Consider the following 20,520-nt stretch of genomic DNA (forward strand, 5'->3'; position numbering starts at 1 on the left):
TTGATATTTTTTATGCTGATTTATTAGAAAAACTTGCTTTTATCATTCTGTCGTTTCCAGAAAAATCTTTACGCAATTCGATATTTTTAAATCCTTTATCAGTTAACATCTTTACGGTTTCTTTTCCTAAGTATTGATTTATCTCAAAAAATAATAAACCATTTTTTGTTAAATGTTTTTTAGCTAAATCGGCAATTTTATCATAGAAAATTAATGGATTATTATCATCAACAAACAACGCCAAATGTGGCTCATTTTTTAATACATTATTTTTGATTTCAACTTTTTCCAATTCTCTAACGTAAGGAGGATTAGAAACGATAACATCAAACTTCAAATCAGTAGAAGTAGAGCTTACAAACTTCAAATCAGTAGAAGTAGAGCTTACAAACTTCAAATCAGTAGAAGTAGAGCTTACAAAATTCAAATCATCAGTTTTTAAAATATCTTGTTCTATAAAATTAACATCAACAGAATTTAATTTTGCATTTTCTTTCGCAATTTTTAAAGCTTCTTTAGAAATATCAATTGCTGAAACATCAGAATTAGATAAGTTCTTTTTTAAACTAATAGGAATACACCCCGTTCCTGTACCAATTTCTAAAATAGTGAGGGGTTTTAAAACCTCATCATGTTGCAAGTTTTTAATATTAGAAAATTCAGAAAGAATCCATTCTACTAATTCTTCGGTTTCTGGACGAGGAATTAAGGTGTTTTTATTTACTAAAAAAGGATATCCATAAAATTCAGTGTTTCCTAAAATATACTGAATCGGTTCTTCATTTTTTAATCTCTGAATTACATTGTTAAACAGTAGTTGTTTTTCTTTAGTAATTTTAAAATCAGATTTCATGATAACATCAATTCTTTGAAAACCTAAATAATCTTCGATTATATAAAAGAAAAAAGTATCTATTTCTGTCTGAGGATAAATAGATTTTAAATCATCAGAAAAAATAGTTTTAAAATGTTGTAAATTCATAAAGATTTATAAAAGTTATAATTTTTTTATATAAAATATAGTTCTGATAAATAAATCTTTTATTTATCAATTATCAGAAAAAAAACCTCATCAAAAGGAAAATATGTAAATTTAAAAATGTGTGAACTCAAATAAATTCAGCTTGACGGATTTAATAAATTAAAGTAACTTATTTTTGTGTCGCAAATTACCTAAAAAAATAAGAACCCATATGAAGAAATTACTGTTTTTTATCATTTCGTTAAGTATTGTAAGTTGCTCTGTAAAAAAGAAACCAATATTTTTAAAAGTAGATGATATCAAAGTGATGTCTGTAGCATCGGATACAATTCGCTTAAAAGCAAACGCCTTTTTTAAGAATCCAAATGATATTGGCGGAAAACTAGCCACAGACGAAATAAAAGTAATTGTAAACGGAACTCAATTAGCACAAGTTTCATCCGAAGAATTTAAAGTTCCTGCACGTAATGAGTTTTCAATTCCTTTAAATGTAGCAATTCCTGCTAAAAAAGTATTTGAAAATAATAAAAACGGAATCTTAGGCGGTTTATTAAATTCATTATTAAACAAAAGTGTAAAAGTTCAGTTTAAAGGAGATTTACGTTATAAAGTTTTAGGGTTTTCTCACGTCTATACTATTGATAAAACAGAAGATATTAAAATAAAATTCTAAAAACTGACTTCTTGAATCAAAACGAAAAATATATAAAACGCTGTTTACAGCTCGCTAAAAACGGAATTGGAACAGCAAGACCTAATCCTTCGGTAGGAGCTGTTATCGTTTATGAAAATACTATTATAGGAGAAGGCTACACAAGTAAGTATGGAGAAAGTCATGCTGAGGTAAATGCTATAAATTCTGTAAAAGATAAAACGCTTTTAAAAGATGCAACTATTTATGTCACTCTTGAACCTTGTTCGCATTTTGGGAAAACACCACCTTGTGCCGATTTAATCGTAAAACATAAAATACCAAATGTTGTTATCGGTTCTGTAGATACAAATAGTTTAGTTGCAGGAAAAGGAATCGAACGTTTAAAAAATGCAGGAATAAACGTAACCGTTGGAGTTTTAAATGATGAATGTAAAAAACATCATAAACGATTTTTTACTGTTCAGAATAAAAAACGTCCGTACATTATTTTAAAATGGGCAGAAACTGCAAATGGTTTTATCGCTCCGCGAAAAAAAGATTCACAAAAACCTATTTGGATTTCTAATCAATACTCACAACAACTAGTTCATAAATGGCGAAGCGAAGAACACGCTATTTTAATCGGAACAAATACAGCTATTGCAGATAATCCATCTTTAACGGTTCGTAGTTGGGCTGGAAATAATCCTGTGAGAATTGTTTTAGATAGAAATAATCGAATTCCTTTAAACGCAACTGTTTTTGATAAAAAAGTAAAAACACTCGTTTTAACAGAAAAAATAACAAAAAAACAAGATGAGGTTTTATCCGAAGAAAAAAACGCTAATGATATTCTATATCAACAAATAAATTTTTCATCCCGCGTAGCGGAACAAATTTGTGAAGTTTTACAAAAACATAAAATTCAATCTGTAATTATTGAAGGCGGAACACAAACACTTCAAACTTTTATTGATGAAAATTTATGGGATGAATCACTTGTGTTTGTTGGTAAAACAATGTTTGAAAGTGGAGTAGTAGCGCCTAGTTTAAAAGGAAGCTTACATAAGTTAAAGAAAAAAGAAAACATCGAAGGAGATGTTTTAAAAACATATATAAATGATTAAAAATATAATTTTCGATTTTGGTGATATTTTCATCAACTTAGATAAAGAAGCCACTTATAAAGAAATGGCTAAACTAGGAGTAACAACTATTTCTGATGATATGATTACAACATATCATCAATATGAAAAAGGTTTAATTTCTACGGATGAATTTGTTGCTTTTTATCAAAGTAAATTTTCGAATTTAAGTCGTACCGACTTAATAAATGCTTGGAATGCTATTCTATTAGATTTCCCTAAAAATAGATTGGCGTTTTTAAAAGAACTTTCAGCATCAAAAAAATATAGATTATTCTTATTGAGTAATACAAACGATTTACATATTTCATGGATTCAAAATAATTGGGGAGCAGAATTATACAATGAGTTTAAAAACTGTTTTGAAAAATTTTATTTGTCACATGAAATAAATTTCAGAAAACCAGATGCAAATATCTACGAGTTTGTTTTAAATGAAAATAACTTAATAGCTTCAGAAACTATGTTTGTTGATGATTTAAAAGAAAACACTGATAGTGCTAAAAAATCTGGAATTCAAGTTTGGAATTTAATTCCTGGAAAAGAAGATGTAGTTTCGTTATTAGAAAGAGAAGAGTTTTAAATGACATACCTCATCATAAGTATTTTAATATCAAGTTTATTATTTGTAATATTCAAATTATTTGCAATATTTAAAATAAACACCTTACAAGCAATTGTTATTAACTATGCAATTGCTTTGTTATTTGGATTGTATTCAAATACAGAAACATCAATTTCTGAAATACCTCATCGACCTTGGTTTATTGGCGCTTTTATATTGGGAGTATTATTTATTTCGATATTTAATGTGATGGGAATTACAGCGCAAAAAAATGGATTAACGGTTGCTTCTGTGGCTGGTAAAATGTCTGTAGCTATTCCTATTGTTTTTGGTGTATATCTATATAATGAAAGCATTAGTGCTTTAAAAATAATAGGAGTGCTATTAGCACTTATAGCTGTTTATTTATCATCTGTAAAAAACAACGATATAAATTCAGTTAGCTTAAAAAACTTAAAATATCCTATATTATTGTTTTTAGGCTCAGGATGTATTGATACTTTATTAAAATATATAGAAACAAATCATGTTTCTAAAAACGAGATTCCACTGTTTTTAACAACTATTTTTGGTTTCGCTTTTATCTTCGGATGTTTTTTTATGATAACACAATTATATAAAAGAACACTTAAAATTCATTGGAAAAACATATTAGCAGGAATAGCTTTAGGAATTCCGAATTACTATTCTATGGCGTTTTTATTAAAAGCTCTAAAAACAGAAGGCTTAGAAAGTTCTACATTATTTACCATCAACAATGTATCAGTGGTTATTTTAACAACCATTTTTGCATTGGTATTCTTTAAAGAAAAGCTAATTAAAAAGAATTGGATAGGAATAGGATTAGCAATAATTAGTATTTTATTAGTAGCCACAGCATAATGAGTGATATAAACGAAATAAAAGATACCTACAAAACAATTGATGTTTCATCCGAAGAAACATTGTTTAAAGATAGAAATAGTAAATTCTTCGGATATGCTTTTCCTGTTTCATCAGAAGATGAGGTTAAAGAAGCAATAGATGGATTACGAAAAAAACATCATACGGCACGTCATTTTTGTTACGCTTGGCAATTTGGAATTGAAGCAGAAAAAATGCGTTTCAGAGCAAACGATGACGGAGAACCAAGTAACTCGGCAGGAATGCCTATTTATGGACAAATTCAAGCTTTTGATGTAACAAACATATTAATTGTATCGGTTCGTTACTTCGGTGGAACAAAACTAGGAGTTGGCGGATTGATAAACGCTTACAGAACCTCAGCAAAAATTGCTTTAGAAGCTTCTGATATCAAAGAAAAAACAATCGATATTGAATATCAATTGAACTTTGGTTACGATATGATGAATAAAGTGCAACGTGTTATTAAAGAACGAAACTTAAATATAACAGCTCAAAAACTAGAAATGGATTGTCAATACACAATATCGGTTCGTAAAAAAGACGCACAAACTATTTTTGATATTTTTGATAATCTGTTTAAAGTTAGTATTAAAAGAATGGATGAAGAAGATTAACCTCAACCGAAAACAAAAAAACAAGGGGTTTAAACCCCTTGTTACAAAGTAGTTCGTTTTTAATTAAAAAAATCATCATGAAAGAACCTATTATATTTTTCTCATTACTCATATCAGCAAATATAATAGGATATGTTTTTAATATCATTATAAGTAAAGTTTGGGATAAGCGACATAAACATCATACAAACACTTCTAAAAAAGAAGTGCTTTATTCGTTACTAATATTATTGATAAACATTCTTATTGCTATTCCTGGTTATATATTATGGCAAATAGATATCATAAATTTTTCTTCGGATAACTTTACAACTTCCTTTATAGGACTTTTTATATTGATGGATTTTTTAATGTACATATTACATTGGTGTTCTCATAATATACCTTATTTAAATACGATTCATGCAAAACATCACGAACACACTATTGAATTCAATGCTGTTAGTTTGTATTATATGTCGCTTTGGGAAGCTGTCTTGTTTGGTTTATTGTTAACTATGGTATCAATCTTGTTTTCATTTAATTTATATAGTTTTATAGTGTTTCTTGTTTTTAACTGGCTTTACGGAGTCATTACACATTTAAACGTACAAAAAGAAAAAGACCTTTTGATATTCACAACAAACAGTTTTCATCAGAAACATCATCAATTAAGCTATCGTAATTACGGGTTTTATACTGTTTTTTGGGATAAAATATTTAAAACGATAAAAAAATAGGAGCGTAAAACCTTTTTCATCGTTTTAAAAATCAATAACAAGAAGAACTTATATTCTTTTATTTTACGAAATCCTTAACACCGCTCGGAGAGGTGTTTTAAATACCGTAAATAAAACCTCTAAAAACTAAGAATATCGTAATTAAATAAATAACACAATATTTAACTTACTTAAAACCAAAGGTCTTTATAGGTTTTTAAAATTAAACATCGTAAATTTGCACGCCTTTTTACGAGAACAGATTTAACAAAGGCAGCAAACAAATTTATATTTTAATTCTCTTTTATATTGATATCGCTAAGAATCTGATCAATAGAAAGATACAAAAACTAGTTCAGACATGTCTGAAGAAAAAAACACAGCTGCTGAGGCAGTAACAGTAAACCCAGCAGAATTTTTAGCAACATTTAACTGGCATAAATACGAAGAAGGTATTGATGAAGTTGATGAATCTAAATTACAAGAATTCGAAAAAGCGTTAGAAGGAACAGTAGGTTTCGTAAACGAACGTGATGTTATCGAAGGAACAGTTACAAGAATTACTGATAGAGATGCAATTATCGATATCAACTCTAAGTCAGAAGGAGCAATTTCTTTAAACGAATTCCGTTACAATCCAGGTTTAAAACTTGGAGATAGTGTTGAGGTATTAGTTGACAAAAGAGAAGATGCTTCTGGTCAATTAGTATTATCTCACAAAAAAGCGCGTGTTATTAAAGCATGGGAACGTGTTAATAACGCACACGAAACTGGTGAAATCGTTAACGGTTTTGTTAAGTGTAGAACTCGTGGAGGTATGATCGTTGATGTATTCGGTATTGAAGCTTTCTTACCAGGATCTCAAATTGATGTGAAGCCTATCCGTGATTACGATCAGTATGTAGAGAAAACTATGGAATTCAAAGTTGTGAAAATCAACCACGAATTTAAAAACGTAGTAGTATCGCATAAAGCATTAATTGAAGCTGATTTAGAAGATCAGAAGAAAGAAATCATCGGTCAATTAGAAAAAGGACAAGTATTAGAAGGTGTTGTTAAAAACATTACTTCTTATGGTGTCTTTGTTGATTTAGGTGGTGTTGACGGTTTAGTTCATATTACTGATTTATCTTGGTCTCGTATTAACCACCCGAATGAGGTTGTTGAATTAGATCAGAAATTAAATGTTGTAATTTTAGACTTTGATGATAACAAATCTAGAATTCAATTAGGTTTAAAACAATTATCTTCTCACCCTTGGGAAGCTTTAAATACTGATTTAAAAGTTGGTGATAAAGTTAAAGGAAAAGTTGTTGTTTTAGCTGATTATGGTGCTTTTGTTGAGGTTGAAGAAGGTGTTGAAGGTTTAATTCACGTTTCTGAAATGTCTTGGTCTACTCACTTACGTTCTGCGCAAGATTTCGTAAAAGTTGGTGATGAGGTTGAAGCTCAAATTTTAACTTTAGACCGTGAAGACCGTAAAATGTCTCTTGGTATGAAGCAATTACATCCAGATCCTTGGACTGATATTACTACTAAGTATCCTGTAAACTCTAAGCATACTGGTACTGTACGTAACTATACTAACTTTGGTGTGTTTGTTGAATTAGAAGAAGGAATTGACGGATTAGTTTATATCTCTGATTTATCTTGGACTAAGAAAATTAAGCATCCTTCTGATTTTGTTACTGTTGGTGATAAATTAGAAGTTCAAGTTTTAGAATTAGACGTTGAGAACCGTAAGTTAAACTTAGGTCATAAGCAAACTCAAGATAACCCTTGGGATGCTCATGAAGCTACGTATGCAATCGGATCTACTCACGAAGGTTCTATCAAGGAAAAGAATGATAAAGGTGCAACTGTAACTTTTGCAGATGGTATCGAAGCATTCGCTCCAACTCGTTTCTTAGAAAAAGAAGACGGTTCTAAATTAGAAAAAGGTGATGCTGTAAAGTTCATCGTTACTGAATTTAGTAAAGAATACAGAAGAATTGTTGTTTCTCATACTTCTCTTTTCAAAGAAGAAGAAAAGAAAAACATCAAGGCTGCTGCTAAAAAAGCTGCTGACGTAGAAAAAACTACTTTAGGAGATATTGGTGGATTAGCTGAATTAAAAAGAAAAATGGAAGGGAAATAATATTTCTTTATCATAAAATCTTAAAACCCGTTACGAAAGTAGCGGGTTTTTTTTATGTCTTATTTTTTAATAAATAATAACCTCATCAAATAAAACAGTTTTAAAAGGATGTGTTAAAGAAAGTGTTAGGAATCAATAAATACTTAAATAATTTTATATTTGTACTAAAATTTAAAATACACTATGACACTTATAAAATCAATATCAGGAATTAGAGGAACAATAGGAGGAAAGCCTAGTGAAAACCTTACACCATTAGACGCTGTTAAATTTGCAGCAGCTTACGGAGCTTTTATCATCAAAAGAAACCCTACAGCTAAAAAAATTAAAGTTGTTATTGGTAGAGATGCACGTATCTCTGGTAAAATGATTAGCAACTTAGTAGCAAATACTTTAGTTGGATTAGGAATTAATGTTGTTGATTTAGGTTTATCTACAACACCAACTGTTGAAATTGCTGTTCCTTTAGAAAAAGCCGAAGGAGGAATTATTTTAACAGCTTCTCATAATCCGAAGCAATGGAACGCTTTAAAATTATTAAATGAAAAAGGAGAGTTTTTAAACGGCGCAGATGGAGAAGAAATTTTAGCTTTAGCAGATAATGAAGATTTTACATTTGCTGAGGTTGATGAATTAGGTACTTACAGAAAGAATAAGCGTTATTTAAAGAAACACATCAAAGAAGTTTTAAACTTAGATTTAGTTGATGTAAAAGCTATTAAAAAAGCAAAATTTAAAGTTGTAGTTGATGGTGTTAATTCTACTGGCGGAATTTTTATTCCTGCTTTATTAAAAGAGTTAGGCGTTAAGTGCATCGAATTATATTGTGAACCTAATGGTGAGTTTCCTCATAATCCTGAACCTTTAAAAGAGAATTTAACTGATATATCTAAATTAGTAGTTAAAAAGAAAGCCGATTTAGGAATTGTTGTTGATCCTGATGTTGACCGTTTAGCTTTAATATCAGAAGATGGTTCTATGTTTGGTGAAGAATATACTTTAGTTGCTTGTGCGGATTATGTATTAGGTAAATTAAAAGGAGGAAATACTGTTTCTAATTTATCGTCATCAAGAGCATTGCGTGATGTTACCGAAAAACATGGTGGAACTTATACAGCATCTGCCGTAGGTGAAGTAAACGTAGTTCAAATGATGAAAGATACCGATACCGTAATCGGTGGTGAAGGAAATGGTGGAATTATTTATCCTGCATCTCATTACGGACGTGATTCTTTAGTTGGTGTTGCTTTGTTTTTATCGCATTTAGCGAAAAAGAAAATGTCTTGTAAAGAATTAAGAGATTCGTATCCAAGTTATTTTATGAGCAAAAATAAAATTCAATTAACTCCGAAAATTGATGTTGATGAGATTTTATCAAAAATGACTTTAAAATATCAAAGCGAAGACGTTAATACCATTGATGGTGTAAAAATTGATTTTGAAAAAGAATGGGTTCATTTACGTAAATCGAATACGGAACCAATTATAAGAATTTACACAGAAAGTACTAGTCAAAAGAAGGCTGATAAACTTGCTGAAAGATTCATTACAGAAATAGAACAAATAATAAAATAACAACAAATTTTGAATTTAAGAACAATTAGTTTGAGTTTACTGATGACGGCTTTAACGGCATCATCAGTAATAGGACAAGAGGTAGAAAAGAGTAATAATAATGAAGAGAATTTCATTATTAAAAAAAACAAAGTAACTAATAAGGGAAAGTTTTTTGCATATTGGGGATGGAATTGGTCTAGTTATAGTGATTCTGATATTCGATTTAAAGGAGATAATTATGATTTTACGTTATCTGATGTAAAAGCACAGGATAGGCAAACTAAATTTTCTTTTAATAAATACTTTAATCCTGCTAACGTTACCATTCCTCAAACAAATTACAGAATAGGATATTTCTTTAAAGAGAATTATACCGTTTCTATTGGTGTTGATCACATGAAATATGTTATGATTGCTGATCAAGATGTTAAAATTAATGGTGATATAAACGTAGGAAACGCAAAATACGACGGAACATACAATAACGATAACATCACTTTAACTGATGATTTTTTAATTTTCGAACATACTGATGGTTTAAATTATGTAAACGTTGAGGTTAAGCGTTTTGATGATGTTAGTCATTGGTTTGGTTTAGATTTAGAAAACTTACAAATCAATTTAACTGAAGGCGTTGGTGTTGGAATTTTATATCCTAAGACAAATTCAAAACTGTTAGGAAACAATAGAAGTGATGAATTTCATTTATCAGGATATGGAGCTTCTATAGGAGCTGGTGTAAACATCACTTTCTTAAAGCACTTTTTTGTACAAGCTGATTTAAAAGGAGGACATATATATATGTCTGATATTAGAACAACAAATAATTCTTCGGATAGTGCTTCGCAAAGTTTTTTCTTCATTGAAAACACTCTTTTAATAGGAGGTAAGTTCAATCTTTAATTTTAAAAAATAAGAGATAGAAAGGAAAAAAAAGAACCGAGAACCGAATTTAAAAACAATTAAAAAAATCTATTTTTATGAATAATAATTTAGAAGAGCATTTCCAAAAATTTAGAAAACAAATTGTAGGTGTCAATCAAATATATAAATCACCATATGGTGAGCAAAAAATGATGTACACAGATTGGACTGCAAGCGGAAGATTATATATACCGATAGAAGAAAAATTGTTGCATAAATTCGGTCCTTTTGTTGCTAACACACATACAGAAACGGCAACAGCAGGTGCTGCTATGACTTTAGCATACAACCAAGCAAGAAGTATTATTAAAGCTCATGTAAACACTTCTAAAGACGATGTGTTAATTACAGAAGGTTCTGGGATGACAGGTGTTGTTAATAAACTACAACGAATTTTAGGTTTAAAGGTTTCTGAAAACTTAAAAGAATACACCAATATTCCTGATGAAAAAAGACCTATTGTTTTTGTGAGTCATATGGAGCATCATTCAAATCACACTTCATGGATAGAAACTATTGCTGAGGTAGTTGTAGTTCCTTGTAACGAAGAAGGGTTAATTTGTTTAGATACTTTTGAAGATACCATTAAGAAATATGCCAATAGACCTATCAAAATAGCGTCTATAATTGCAGGTTCAAATGTAACAGGTATTAAAACTAAATATCATAAAGTAGCTTCTTTAATTCATAAATACGGTGGTTTATGTTTTGTTGATTTCGCTTGTTCTGCACCTTATGTCGATATAGATATGCATCCGAAGAAAGAAGATGAGTATTTAGATGCTATTTTCTTTTCTCCTCATAAATTCTTAGGAGGACCTGGTAGTTCTGGCGTATTGATTTTCAATAAGAAATTATATAAAAATATGATTCCTGATAATCCAGGCGGAGGTACAGTTAGTTATACAAATCCTTGGGGTGGTCATGATTATTTTGATGATGTTGAAACTCGTGAAGATGGCGGAACACCTGCTTTTTTACAAACGATAAAAATTGCATTGGCTATTCAAGTCAAAAATCAAATGGGTACTGATAATATTAAAAAACGTGAAGATGAGGTAAATCTCGTTATGTTTAAGTGTTTAGAAAACCTAGAAGGTGTAAAAATATTAGCACCAAATCATAAAGAGCGTTTAAGTATTTTCTCTTTTTATTATGAAAAACATCATTTTAATTTAGTTGTAAAGCTACTAAACGATAGATTTGGTATTCAAACAAGAGGAGGTTGTTCTTGTGCGGGTACGTACGGGCATTTTTTATTAAACGTAGATCAAAATACTTCAAACAAAATTAAAGATAAAATCCTAGAAGGATGTAATACTGACAAACCAGGTTGGGTGCGTTTATCAATACATCCGACTATTACAGATGATGAAGTGCAATTTATTTGTAATTCATTAATTACATTGACTAAAAATATTGAAGAATGGTCAAAAGACTATCAATATAATATAATTAAAAACGATTATACACACATATCTGCCCAACCTATTGAAAAATTATTAATAGCAGATTGGTTTACCTTATAATATGAATTTACTAAGTACCGATTTTTTAGAAGAGAATTACCCGAAAATAAAAGAAACAAAAATATCAGGAAGGCACGTTACTTTTAAAGATATTGAGCCACTTTATAATGATTTAGATGTAAATATTAAATCAAAAATAATAGGTAAATCTGAAGAAGATAGAGATATTTATCAGTTAAAGTTAGGTTCGGGAAAAACAAAAATACTTGTTTGGAGTCAGATGCACGGAAATGAAAGTACAGGGACAAAAGCTGTATTTGATTTTTTAAATTTCATAAAGTTATATGCGAATACGGATGTTGTAAAATCAATTTTAACTAATTGTGATATTACAATTGTTCCAATGCTAAATCCTGATGGGGCAGAAGTGTACACTCGTGTAAATGCTAATCAAGTTGATTTAAATAGAGATGCTGTTGATTTAAAAGCTAAAGAAAGTAAGTTGTTGCGTGAAATTTTAGATACTGTAAATCCTCAGTTTTGTTTTAATCTTCATGATCAAAGAACTATTTTTGGAGTTGAAGGAACTAAAAACCCTGCAACTATATCATTTTTAGCGCCATCAGAAGAAATTACTCGTAAAATGACAAAGGGTCGTGAAGAAACAATGAATGTAATTGTTTCAATGAATAATTTATTACAAAAATTTATACCGAATCACATTGGTAGATATACTGATGAGTTTTATCCGACTGCAACAGGAGATAATTTTCAGAAGTTAGGACATAATACAGTACTTATTGAAGCTGGTCATTTTCCTGATGATTATGAGCGTGAAACAGTACGTAAATATAATTTTTACGCTCTTTTACAAGGAATTTATCATATTTCTAAAGAAAAAGACTTCACAAAGTATTTAGATTACTTTGCTATCCCTAACAATATCAAGAATTTCTATGATGTTATTTATAGATCAAAAAATAATAAAAAAGATGTAGCTTTTCAGTATGTTGAGAAAATAGAAAACAGTAAATTTGCACTAACTTTAGTTGAAGAGAAAAAAGGAGATTTATCATTATTCTTAGGTCATCAAGAATTCAATAAAAAAGAGTAAACCTTAAACATTAATCAACAAAAGGCTTTTAAAATTATAAAAAACTGTATTTTAAGTGATACTATTAGAAAAAAAAAGAATGAAGAAGTTTGTATTAGATGAAATTGATCATCAAATTTTAGACATTTTAATTGAAAATGCGCGTACTCCTTTTACTGACATTGCAAAAAAATTATTAGTATCAGCAGGTACTATTCATGTGCGAGTTAAAAAAATGGAAGATGAAGGTATTATTCAGGGCTCAACATTATCGTTGAATTATGATAAAATGGGATATACTTTTATTGCTCACGTTGGTGTCTATTTAGAGAAATCATCTATGACTCAACACGTTTTAGATAATTTAAGACTAATACCAAACGTAACTGTTGCTTATGTAACAGCTGGTAAATACAATATTTTTTGTAAAGTAAGAGCAAAAAGCACAAATGATGCTAAAGATATTATCTATAGAATAGATGATATTACTGGAGTAAATCGTACTGAAACAATGATTTCTTTAGAAGAAAGCATTAATGATAAAAAACGTTTGATGCACGCTATTTTTCAAGATATTTAAAAATATTTTTTAATTTTTAAGTGTTTTAAAAATCATAAAAAAAGGACTATCCAACAGTCCTTTTTTTATGATTTTTATTTTTTTATTTAAATTAATAAAAAGATAACTAAAGACTCCATTTAAATCTATTGAAAACAGTACTCCAATCACTTGGTAAAATTGATTTAAGTAACAATCTCTCTTTTGAAAAAGGATGTGTAAATTCAAGTGAATACGCATGTAAAAACAAATTTTCACAGTTAAACTCATTAATAAACATCGTATTATGATTCTTATCACCATACTTTGGGTCACCGATAAGAGGGTGACTTATTTTATTCATATGAATACGTAATTGATGTAATCTACCTGTTGTAGGTTTCATCTCAACTAAGCTGTATCTTGAGCTTTCGTAAGGCTTTACAGGAATATCAACAATAACTTTCGCTACTGTTTTTAAATGCGTTTCAGCTTCTTTATAAACATCAGAATCTCTTCCTTTTACAGGAGAATCAATAACTTTAGACTCAGGAGAATGTCCTCTTACAATTCCGTAATAGGTTTTCTGAATTTCATTGTCTGTAAAAAGCTCCTGAAACTTAGAAACGTATTTTGTTTCTTTTGCTAATAAGATAACACCAGAAGTTTTTCTATCTAAGCGATGAATAGGGTAAAATTTAGCTCCAAATTGATTAAACAGTAATTGCAGTAATGAATCTTCTTCAGAAACATTTCTTGAGTGATAGGCATGATGAACAACTATGTTGTTCGGCTTAGAAACACCGATTATATATTCATCTTCAAAAAGAATAGTAAGGCTCATAATAAATAATTATTTTTTTTTGTCAAAAAAAGCAAAGATATATGAATGATTGATTGTTGATTGATAATTAATCTATATTTATGTTTTTTTGATAAATCAAAAACATAAATAAATAAAACAAAAAAACATTTTTCATATTTTCATTTCATTTTCATATAATTTCATATAAAACAAAAAAACATAAACATAACATTAATATTAGTTAGCATTAATTTATTTCTATTATATATATGATATATGATATGTATATCATGTCCTATAATTAATATTATGTTAAATAGGGTTTTTATTTTGTTTGTTTTTTTGTTTTTGGTCTATTCTTTCATCCCCTTCACTTTTTTTCTTTTTTTATTATATCTGTGTGTGTGTTTGATTAACTAAATAAAAATAGTTTCACTTAGTTAATTGTATATTTGTGTTTTCATATCCACGCTAACGCTAAAACAGTATTTTTAATTCCTATGCCTTTTAAAAAATTAAATCCAGAAATAAAAGAAAAGTTAGAATCGCTAGAAATAATAACACCTACACCTTTACAGACAAAAAGTATTCCTGCTATAAAAAGCGGTGCTAATATTTACTGTACAGGTCCTGAAGGTAGCGGAAAAACAACCACACTCGTACTTACAACCTTACATAAATTAAAATTTCAAGATGTCGGTACCAGTCCAAGAGCTTTTGTTCTTGTAGAAAATAACGAAAGAGCTTTAGAAGTGTATAATGCCTTTTCTGTATATACTAGATATAAATCTATACGTGTTTATGTTGCTGATGAAAAAGAGCATGTAGATTTACAAAAATCAGAAATTTTTGAAGGTGTCGATATTCTTATATCTACTCCTAAAAGAATGAATAAATTATTCTTATTAAACGGAATAAGTCCATCTCAATTAATAATTTTCAACATAGATGATGCAGAATTCTTAAAAGACAACAACTCATATGCTGCATTAATGGCAATTACTCAAAGTATTAATAAATGTCAATTTGTGTTATATTCTGATAAAATGAATCCAACAATAAAACGTTTCGAAGATTATTTTATGAAATACGCGAAAGTAATTAGCGTAGCGTAAAATAATTATTTTTTTTTATCATAAAACAAGAATGAGGTCATATATATGACCTCATTCTTGTTTTAAAAATAGAACTACTACTCTACTGTTCTGATAATTATACGTTTCCTAAACTAAAATTAGATTGAAGTGTTATAATCTCTGCATCAGGGTCTGTATTGTGTATAATTGATTCAATAACAGATAGATTTTTATTATTCTTTGTAATCAAAATCATTTTTTCACTAGAATCTTGATGCATTATTTTTATCGTATTTTGATACATACTTTTATTATCAGTAATACTTTTCTGAACTAAATCATTCTTTTTAGAAAAAATAAGCAATGTTTTGTTCTGTACGTCTTGTTTTAAAAAATATTCAATTGTTTTACTTGTTGCGATAATCGTTATCAAACAATAAATAGCAATAGTGTAATTACCAAAAGTAAGAACTCCTAAAATTATAATTAAAGCATCAATAATAAGTATTAGTTGATTGAATCCAATATTAATTTTGCTTGATAAAATTCTGGCTAAAATATCTTGACCACCAGTTGTAGCACCTGCTTTTTTAACTAAGAAAATAGTTATACCGATAGATATTCCTCCGAAAATTGCTGATAATAAGATATCATCTACAATAACACGACTTTTTGTTATCGATAATAATAAATCTAATAAAAATGATGATAAAATCATGAAAAAAGCTGTTTTAAGCCCCGTTTTTTTTCCTAGTAAGCTAGTGCCCCAAAGCAATAAAGGAATATTAATACACAAAGCTATAATACCAATAGATGAAATACCAATTAATTCAAAAAGAACAGTACCTAGTCCAAAAACACCTCCTGGAACAATATTATAAGGTATTATAAATAAAGAAAATCCTAAAGCGACTATAAGAGCTCCTACAAAAACAAGTGCGTAATTTTTTAGTTCAGCACCTATTTGTTTTTTTATGTTGATTAAATTTGTTTTCATTCTTTAACTTTAAAAAACTTATAAATAATTTATTACTATTGTTTTTTTAACTGGATAATCATTTCTTCAGACATTTCTCTTAGAGAATAGTTTGGTTTCCAATTCCAATCTTCTCTGGCATCATCATCATTTATAGAATCAGGCCAAGAATCAGCAATAGCTTGTCTAAAATCAGGTTTGTAACTAATCTTAAAATCAGGATACCACTCTTTTATCGAAGTAGCTATTTCTTTTGGCGTAAAACTCACTCCTGCTAAATTATAAGATGTTCTAATTTTGATAGCTTCTTTTGGAGCTTCCATGATTTCTAAAGTTGCTCTAATTGCATCATCAATATAAATCATAGGCAAACAAGCATCTTCTTTTAAATAACAGGTGAAATCTTCGTTTTTAATTGCTTTATGATAGATGTCAACTGCATAATCTGTAGTTCCTCCACCTGGTAAAGATTGATAACCAATAACACCAGGATATCTTATAGAACGTACATCTAAGCCATATCTTAAGAAATAATACTGTGCCCAATTTTCTCCAGCTGCTTTACTGATTCCGTAAACAGTTGTCGGATCTAAATATGCGTTTTGTTTTGTGTCGACTTTTGGTGCGCTAATTCCATAAACAGCAATTGAGCTCGGAAAAAATACTTTATCTAGTCTATGTTTTACTGAAACTTCTAAAACACTAAAAAGTGATTTTAAATTAATGTCCCAAGTTTGAATAGGGTTCTTTTCTCCATTAGCAGATAATATTGCTGCTAAATGATATATTTGAGTAACTTTATGTTTTATTACAATTTTTGCTAAATCAGCTTCACTTGTGGCATCTAATATTTCAAAAATCCCATCATAATCAATAGTACGAATATCTGATGCTATTACTGCATCTTTACCATATTTTTCTTTTAAAGATTTTGTTAATACCGTACCTAATTGCCCTCCTGCTCCTGTAACTAATACTTTCATCTTATACGATTTTTGTTTCAGTGCAAAAATACACATACAAGCTATTTCAAAGTAAAATACACTTTATTTTGATATAAAATAAGTAATTTTACCTACTTTTAACTACAAAAACATTCTTTATCACTTTTAAAAATAGTTTTACTTATTTTAAAAAGTAATTTTAACTGCAAATTTCTAATCAATTATGATAAAAATAGATGAAACTGATTTAAAAATATTAAGAATATTACAACAAGATTGTAAAAAAACAGCTAAAGAAATTTCCGAAACACTAAATTTAACGGTGTCTCCTATTTATGAAAGAATTAAACGCTTAGAGAAACTAGGTATCATTAAAAAGTATGTCGCTATTTTAGATAAAAAAAACATAAAAGTACCGGTTACAGCTATCTGTATGGTTTCGCTTCGTTACCATGATGAAGGTTTTATTGATAAATTTGACGCACAAATAAAAGAGCTAAAAGAGGTTCAGAAATGCTATCATATGGCAGGAAAAGTAGATTTTTTTTTACAGATAAACCTAAAGGATTTAGAAGATTATCATGATTTTGTCCGTTTAAAACTTTCTAAAATTGATAATATTGGCATTCTTGAAAGTTATTTTGTTCTTAAAGAAATTATAGATAAAACAGAATATCATTTATAATAATAAATATTTAAAAACCTCAACAACACAAATTAAATAAAAATTAAATTAGGGGAAATAAAAATCCCCATCTTATGATGGGGATTTTTTGAAAATATATGGATTATATATTAGATCACTTTTACGTTCACTGCGTTTGGTCCTTTGTTTCCTTCTTCTAAATCAAATTCAACTTCGTCACCTTCTCTAATCTCATCGATTAAACCTGAAATGTGTACAAAGTGATCTTTTTCAACACCTTCTTCTGTAATAAATCCAAATCCTTTAGTGTCGTTGAAAAATTTTACTATTCCTTTACTCATTGTAATGTAAATTATATTGTTAGTACTTATTAATACTGCAAATATAGTTCCATTAATCTAAAGTATGGCAGGATATAACTCTATTTTATCTAAAAAAAATAAAATTAACTAACTATAACACAGCCTTATTGCCCTTTTGGTGATTTTTTTACCATAAATAATACTTGTATTTTTATGTTTTACGCTTACTAAAGGACTTTGTAAATCAATATATTATATTTCAGAGAGCAATAAAAAACCTGCACAGTTTTATAAGCAAGGTTTTAATTTAAACTCCTGATTACCTTTTCATATTTAAAACCTCATTTTTAAGTACTTTTCTCCTCTTCTTAAATTATTTTTATTTCTTATCGAATAAAAAAGAATGAATATTCATTTTTATTTATATACCTTTGTATTTATAATAGAATAAAATGGCTAAACTTCAAAAAAGTATTGACAAACGAAATGCACTTGTAAAAGCAACTATTGAGTTAGTTAACAATAACGGTTTTCATGCAACTCCGATGAGTAAAATTGCTAAAATGGCAAATGTATCTCCAGCAACTATATATCTGTATTTTGAAAATAAGCAAGATTTAGTAAATCAAACCTACATAGAGGTAAAATCAAAATATACCGATTATGCTTTTGCAACTTATAACGATAAAGTATCTGTAGAAATTGGTTTTGAAGTCATATGGAAACGTATTGCCGATTTTAAACTAAAAGAGTGTGAAAACGCCATGTTTTTAGCACAATGCGATAATACACCAATGATTGATGAGCTAAGTCGTCAGGAAGGAATTAAACACTTACAGCCCCTACTAGATCTTTGGAGGCGTGGTAAAAAAGAAGGAATCATAAAACCAATGTCTGATTACATATTATATGCTTATGCAATTAACCCCTTATCATTTTTAATTATTTCTCAAAAACGTGGCGCATTTACTTTAGATAAAACTCATATTGAAGAAGCCTACCAATCAGCTTGGAATAGTATAAAAGTTTGTAGTAGATAAATTACCTCAACTAAAATAAATATTAAAATTATGGAATTATTAGATAAATTAAATTGGAGATATGCCGCTAAAGCAATGAACGGTGAAAAAGTTTCAGAAGATAAAATAACTCGTATTTTAGAAGCTGCTCGTTTAGCACCAACATCAAGCGGATTACAGCCTTTTGAGATTTTTGTGATTAAAAACCAAGAGATAAAAGAAAAGATTAAACCTATCGCTTGGAATCAATCCGTAATTACAGACTGCTCTCACCTAATTGTTTTTGCTGCTTGGGATACCTATACCGAAGAAAGAATTAATCATATGTTCGATTTAACAAACAAAATTCGAGGTTTTAAAAACGAAGGTTGGGAGAATTACCGTCAAATGTTATTGAGTTCTTATCCGCAGAAAGATTCAGAAGAAAACTTTAATCATGCAGCTAAACAAGCATACATTGCTTTTTCTCAAGCAATTACAGCCGCTGCTTATGAAGGTGTTGATGCTACACCTGTAGAAGGTTTTGATCCTACAGCAGTTGATGAAATTTTAAACTTACGTGAAAAAGGATTACGTAGTGCTGTTTTGTTACCTATCGGATACAGAGCTGAAGACAAAGATTGGTTGGTAAACTTAGTAAAAGTCAGAAAACCTATGGAAGAATTAGTAACGGTAATTGAATAAAACAGCATTAAACAAGAAGAAATAGTAGTTCAATGGCGTACTAAACAAACCTTATTTAAACTAAGGTATTAGCAAACATATTACTTTGATTGAAGTCAACAATCAAAAGAAACCGATTGCTTTTGTATGCCACGCACCTGCCGCTTTAAAAGAAGTAAAAATACAGAAGAAGCTGCTGCCGTTGGTCTTACTGATGTTGTTCCTTTTTTAGTAGAAGATATGTTAACTAAAAATGGTGGAATCTATTCTAAAAAAGAAGATTGGAATGCTTATGCAATACAAGATGGTAATTTAATTACAGGGCAAAACCCAGCATCTTCTGATTAGTTGCCGAAAAATTATTAGAAAGCTTAAAATAATTTCAATTTTTAAAATGAAGTAAAAAAGCCTAGCCCCGATTGAAGCATTGTTTGAGCTCTTTTTTGTTTTTCTTTTCGAAAAAACAAAAAAAGCGAGTGCGGAAAGCGGGGAATTGCTTCAAATTAAAATATTTTCTTTTTTGATAATTTTATAAAAAGTAAAAAGCCCATCATAATGATGGGCTTTTTTATAAATAACTTGAAAAGATATATGAAAGATATATGCTTAGATTACTTTTACGTTCACTGCATTTGGTCCTTTCTTACCTTCTTCTAAATCAAATTCAACTTCGTCACCTTCTCTAATCTCATCGATTAAACCTGAAATGTGTACAAAGTGGTCTTTTTCAACTCCTTCTTCTGTAATAAATCCAAATCCTTTTGTTTCGTTGAAAAATTTTACTGTTCCTATACTCATAATGTTACTCTATTTAATATTTTAATAAT

The 20,520-nt window shown here is 29.0% G+C and carries 22 protein-coding genes and 1 pseudogene; 17 read left to right on the forward strand and 6 right to left on the reverse strand.

Going from position 1 to position 20,520, the window contains the following annotated elements:
- Window positions 1-10: 10 nt before the first annotated feature.
- A complete protein-coding gene (gene prmC / locus AB0T67_RS02095) occupies window positions 11-982 on the reverse strand; it encodes a peptide chain release factor N(5)-glutamine methyltransferase (RefSeq protein WP_369218945.1) in 972 nt (323 codons plus the stop codon).
- Window positions 983-1,193: 211 nt separating this feature from the next.
- Here prmC and AB0T67_RS02100 point away from each other — a divergent pair, with 211 nt between their 5' ends.
- From AB0T67_RS02100 to AB0T67_RS02155, 12 genes are all read left to right on the forward strand, one after another.
- Window positions 1,194-1,655 carry an LEA type 2 family protein gene (locus AB0T67_RS02100; RefSeq protein ID WP_369218946.1) on the forward strand — a complete coding sequence of 154 codons (462 nt, stop codon included), beginning with the start codon at window positions 1,194-1,196 and terminating at the stop codon, window positions 1,653-1,655.
- A gap of 11 nt (window positions 1,656-1,666) precedes the next feature.
- Complete coding sequence (gene ribD, locus AB0T67_RS02105) at window positions 1,667-2,743, forward strand: bifunctional diaminohydroxyphosphoribosylaminopyrimidine deaminase/5-amino-6-(5-phosphoribosylamino)uracil reductase RibD (protein WP_369218947.1); 1,077 nt, start codon at window positions 1,667-1,669, stop codon at window positions 2,741-2,743.
- Complete coding sequence (locus AB0T67_RS02110; protein WP_369218948.1) at window positions 2,736-3,344, forward strand: HAD-IA family hydrolase; 609 nt, start codon at window positions 2,736-2,738, stop codon at window positions 3,342-3,344. The genes ribD and AB0T67_RS02110 overlap by 8 nt, the downstream gene beginning before the upstream one ends.
- Window positions 3,345-4,208, forward strand: coding sequence for a GRP family sugar transporter (locus AB0T67_RS02115; protein WP_369218949.1), 864 nt, complete (start codon window positions 3,345-3,347; stop codon window positions 4,206-4,208).
- Window positions 4,208-4,846 (forward strand): IMPACT family protein, encoded by a 639-nt coding sequence (locus tag AB0T67_RS02120; RefSeq protein WP_369218950.1) that lies wholly within the window; start codon window positions 4,208-4,210, stop codon window positions 4,844-4,846. Before AB0T67_RS02115 ends, AB0T67_RS02120 begins: the two co-directional genes overlap by 1 nt.
- A gap of 77 nt (window positions 4,847-4,923) precedes the next feature.
- Complete coding sequence (locus tag AB0T67_RS02125; protein WP_369218951.1) at window positions 4,924-5,565, forward strand: sterol desaturase family protein; 642 nt, start codon at window positions 4,924-4,926, stop codon at window positions 5,563-5,565.
- A 340-nt stretch (window positions 5,566-5,905) separates the two neighbouring features.
- Window positions 5,906-7,681: a 30S ribosomal protein S1 gene (rpsA, locus tag AB0T67_RS02130; protein WP_369218952.1), complete on the forward strand. Its 1,776-nt coding sequence runs from the start codon at window positions 5,906-5,908 to the stop codon at window positions 7,679-7,681.
- 183 nt (window positions 7,682-7,864) lie between these two features.
- Window positions 7,865-9,256 carry a phosphoglucosamine mutase gene (gene glmM / locus AB0T67_RS02135; protein ID WP_369218953.1) on the forward strand — a complete coding sequence of 464 codons (1,392 nt, stop codon included), beginning with the start codon at window positions 7,865-7,867 and terminating at the stop codon, window positions 9,254-9,256.
- 9 nt (window positions 9,257-9,265) lie between these two features.
- The gene (locus AB0T67_RS02140; protein ID WP_369218954.1) at window positions 9,266-10,141 is read left to right on the forward strand and encodes a hypothetical protein; all 876 of its coding nucleotides are present in this window, start codon (window positions 9,266-9,268) and stop codon (window positions 10,139-10,141) included.
- Between the two features lie 77 nt (window positions 10,142-10,218).
- Window positions 10,219-11,691 carry an aminotransferase class V-fold PLP-dependent enzyme gene (locus AB0T67_RS02145; RefSeq protein ID WP_369218955.1) on the forward strand — a complete coding sequence of 491 codons (1,473 nt, stop codon included), beginning with the start codon at window positions 10,219-10,221 and terminating at the stop codon, window positions 11,689-11,691.
- A 1-nt stretch (window position 11,692) separates the two neighbouring features.
- On the forward strand, window positions 11,693-12,745 hold the full coding sequence (locus AB0T67_RS02150; protein ID WP_369218956.1) for a M14 family zinc carboxypeptidase: 1,053 nt from the start codon (window positions 11,693-11,695) through the stop codon (window positions 12,743-12,745).
- Window positions 12,746-12,824: 79 nt separating this feature from the next.
- The gene (locus AB0T67_RS02155) at window positions 12,825-13,304 is read left to right on the forward strand and encodes an Lrp/AsnC family transcriptional regulator (RefSeq protein ID WP_369218957.1); all 480 of its coding nucleotides are present in this window, start codon (window positions 12,825-12,827) and stop codon (window positions 13,302-13,304) included.
- 106 nt (window positions 13,305-13,410) lie between these two features.
- Here the strand turns inward: AB0T67_RS02155 and AB0T67_RS02160 are convergent, their stop codons facing one another.
- Entirely contained in the window at window positions 13,411-14,106 is a 696-nt protein-coding gene (locus tag AB0T67_RS02160; RefSeq protein WP_369218958.1) for a pseudouridine synthase, read from the reverse strand.
- Between the two features lie 461 nt (window positions 14,107-14,567).
- On the opposite strand from AB0T67_RS02160, the gene AB0T67_RS02165 reads away from it, so the two are divergent.
- Window positions 14,568-15,182, forward strand: coding sequence for a DEAD/DEAH box helicase (locus tag AB0T67_RS02165; RefSeq protein WP_369218959.1), 615 nt, complete (start codon window positions 14,568-14,570; stop codon window positions 15,180-15,182).
- Between the two features lie 97 nt (window positions 15,183-15,279).
- Here AB0T67_RS02165 and AB0T67_RS02170 read toward each other — a convergent pair whose 3' ends face one another.
- Window positions 15,280-16,140, reverse strand: coding sequence for a YitT family protein (locus AB0T67_RS02170; RefSeq protein ID WP_369218960.1), 861 nt, complete (start codon window positions 16,138-16,140; stop codon window positions 15,280-15,282).
- Window positions 16,141-16,175: 35 nt separating this feature from the next.
- Window positions 16,176-17,102 (reverse strand): NAD-dependent epimerase/dehydratase family protein, encoded by a 927-nt coding sequence (locus AB0T67_RS02175; protein ID WP_369218961.1) that lies wholly within the window; start codon window positions 17,100-17,102, stop codon window positions 16,176-16,178.
- A gap of 184 nt (window positions 17,103-17,286) precedes the next feature.
- On the opposite strand from AB0T67_RS02175, the gene AB0T67_RS02180 reads away from it, so the two are divergent.
- On the forward strand, window positions 17,287-17,748 hold the full coding sequence (locus AB0T67_RS02180) for an Lrp/AsnC family transcriptional regulator (RefSeq protein WP_369218962.1): 462 nt from the start codon (window positions 17,287-17,289) through the stop codon (window positions 17,746-17,748).
- 110 nt (window positions 17,749-17,858) lie between these two features.
- Here AB0T67_RS02180 and AB0T67_RS02185 read toward each other — a convergent pair whose 3' ends face one another.
- Complete coding sequence (locus AB0T67_RS02185) at window positions 17,859-18,050, reverse strand: cold-shock protein (protein WP_101918271.1); 192 nt, start codon at window positions 18,048-18,050, stop codon at window positions 17,859-17,861.
- A gap of 413 nt (window positions 18,051-18,463) precedes the next feature.
- On the opposite strand from AB0T67_RS02185, the gene AB0T67_RS02190 reads away from it, so the two are divergent.
- From AB0T67_RS02190 to AB0T67_RS02200, 3 genes and pseudogenes are all read left to right on the forward strand, one after another.
- Window positions 18,464-19,051 (forward strand): TetR/AcrR family transcriptional regulator, encoded by a 588-nt coding sequence (locus AB0T67_RS02190; protein WP_369218963.1) that lies wholly within the window; start codon window positions 18,464-18,466, stop codon window positions 19,049-19,051.
- Between the two features lie 30 nt (window positions 19,052-19,081).
- A complete protein-coding gene (locus AB0T67_RS02195; protein ID WP_369218964.1) occupies window positions 19,082-19,714 on the forward strand; it encodes an NAD(P)H-dependent oxidoreductase in 633 nt (210 codons plus the stop codon).
- A 79-nt stretch (window positions 19,715-19,793) separates the two neighbouring features.
- A pseudogene (locus tag AB0T67_RS02200) lies at window positions 19,794-20,073 on the forward strand (type 1 glutamine amidotransferase domain-containing protein); the annotation flags it as partial.
- 226 nt (window positions 20,074-20,299) lie between these two features.
- Here the strand turns inward: AB0T67_RS02200 and AB0T67_RS02205 are convergent.
- A complete protein-coding gene (locus AB0T67_RS02205; RefSeq protein WP_271231993.1) occupies window positions 20,300-20,491 on the reverse strand; it encodes a cold-shock protein in 192 nt (63 codons plus the stop codon).
- Window positions 20,492-20,520: the final 29 nt, after the last annotated feature.

The organism is Tenacibaculum salmonis (assembly GCF_041053065.1).
Classification (GTDB): Bacteria; Bacteroidota; Bacteroidia; order Flavobacteriales; family Flavobacteriaceae; genus Polaribacter; species Polaribacter pacificus_A.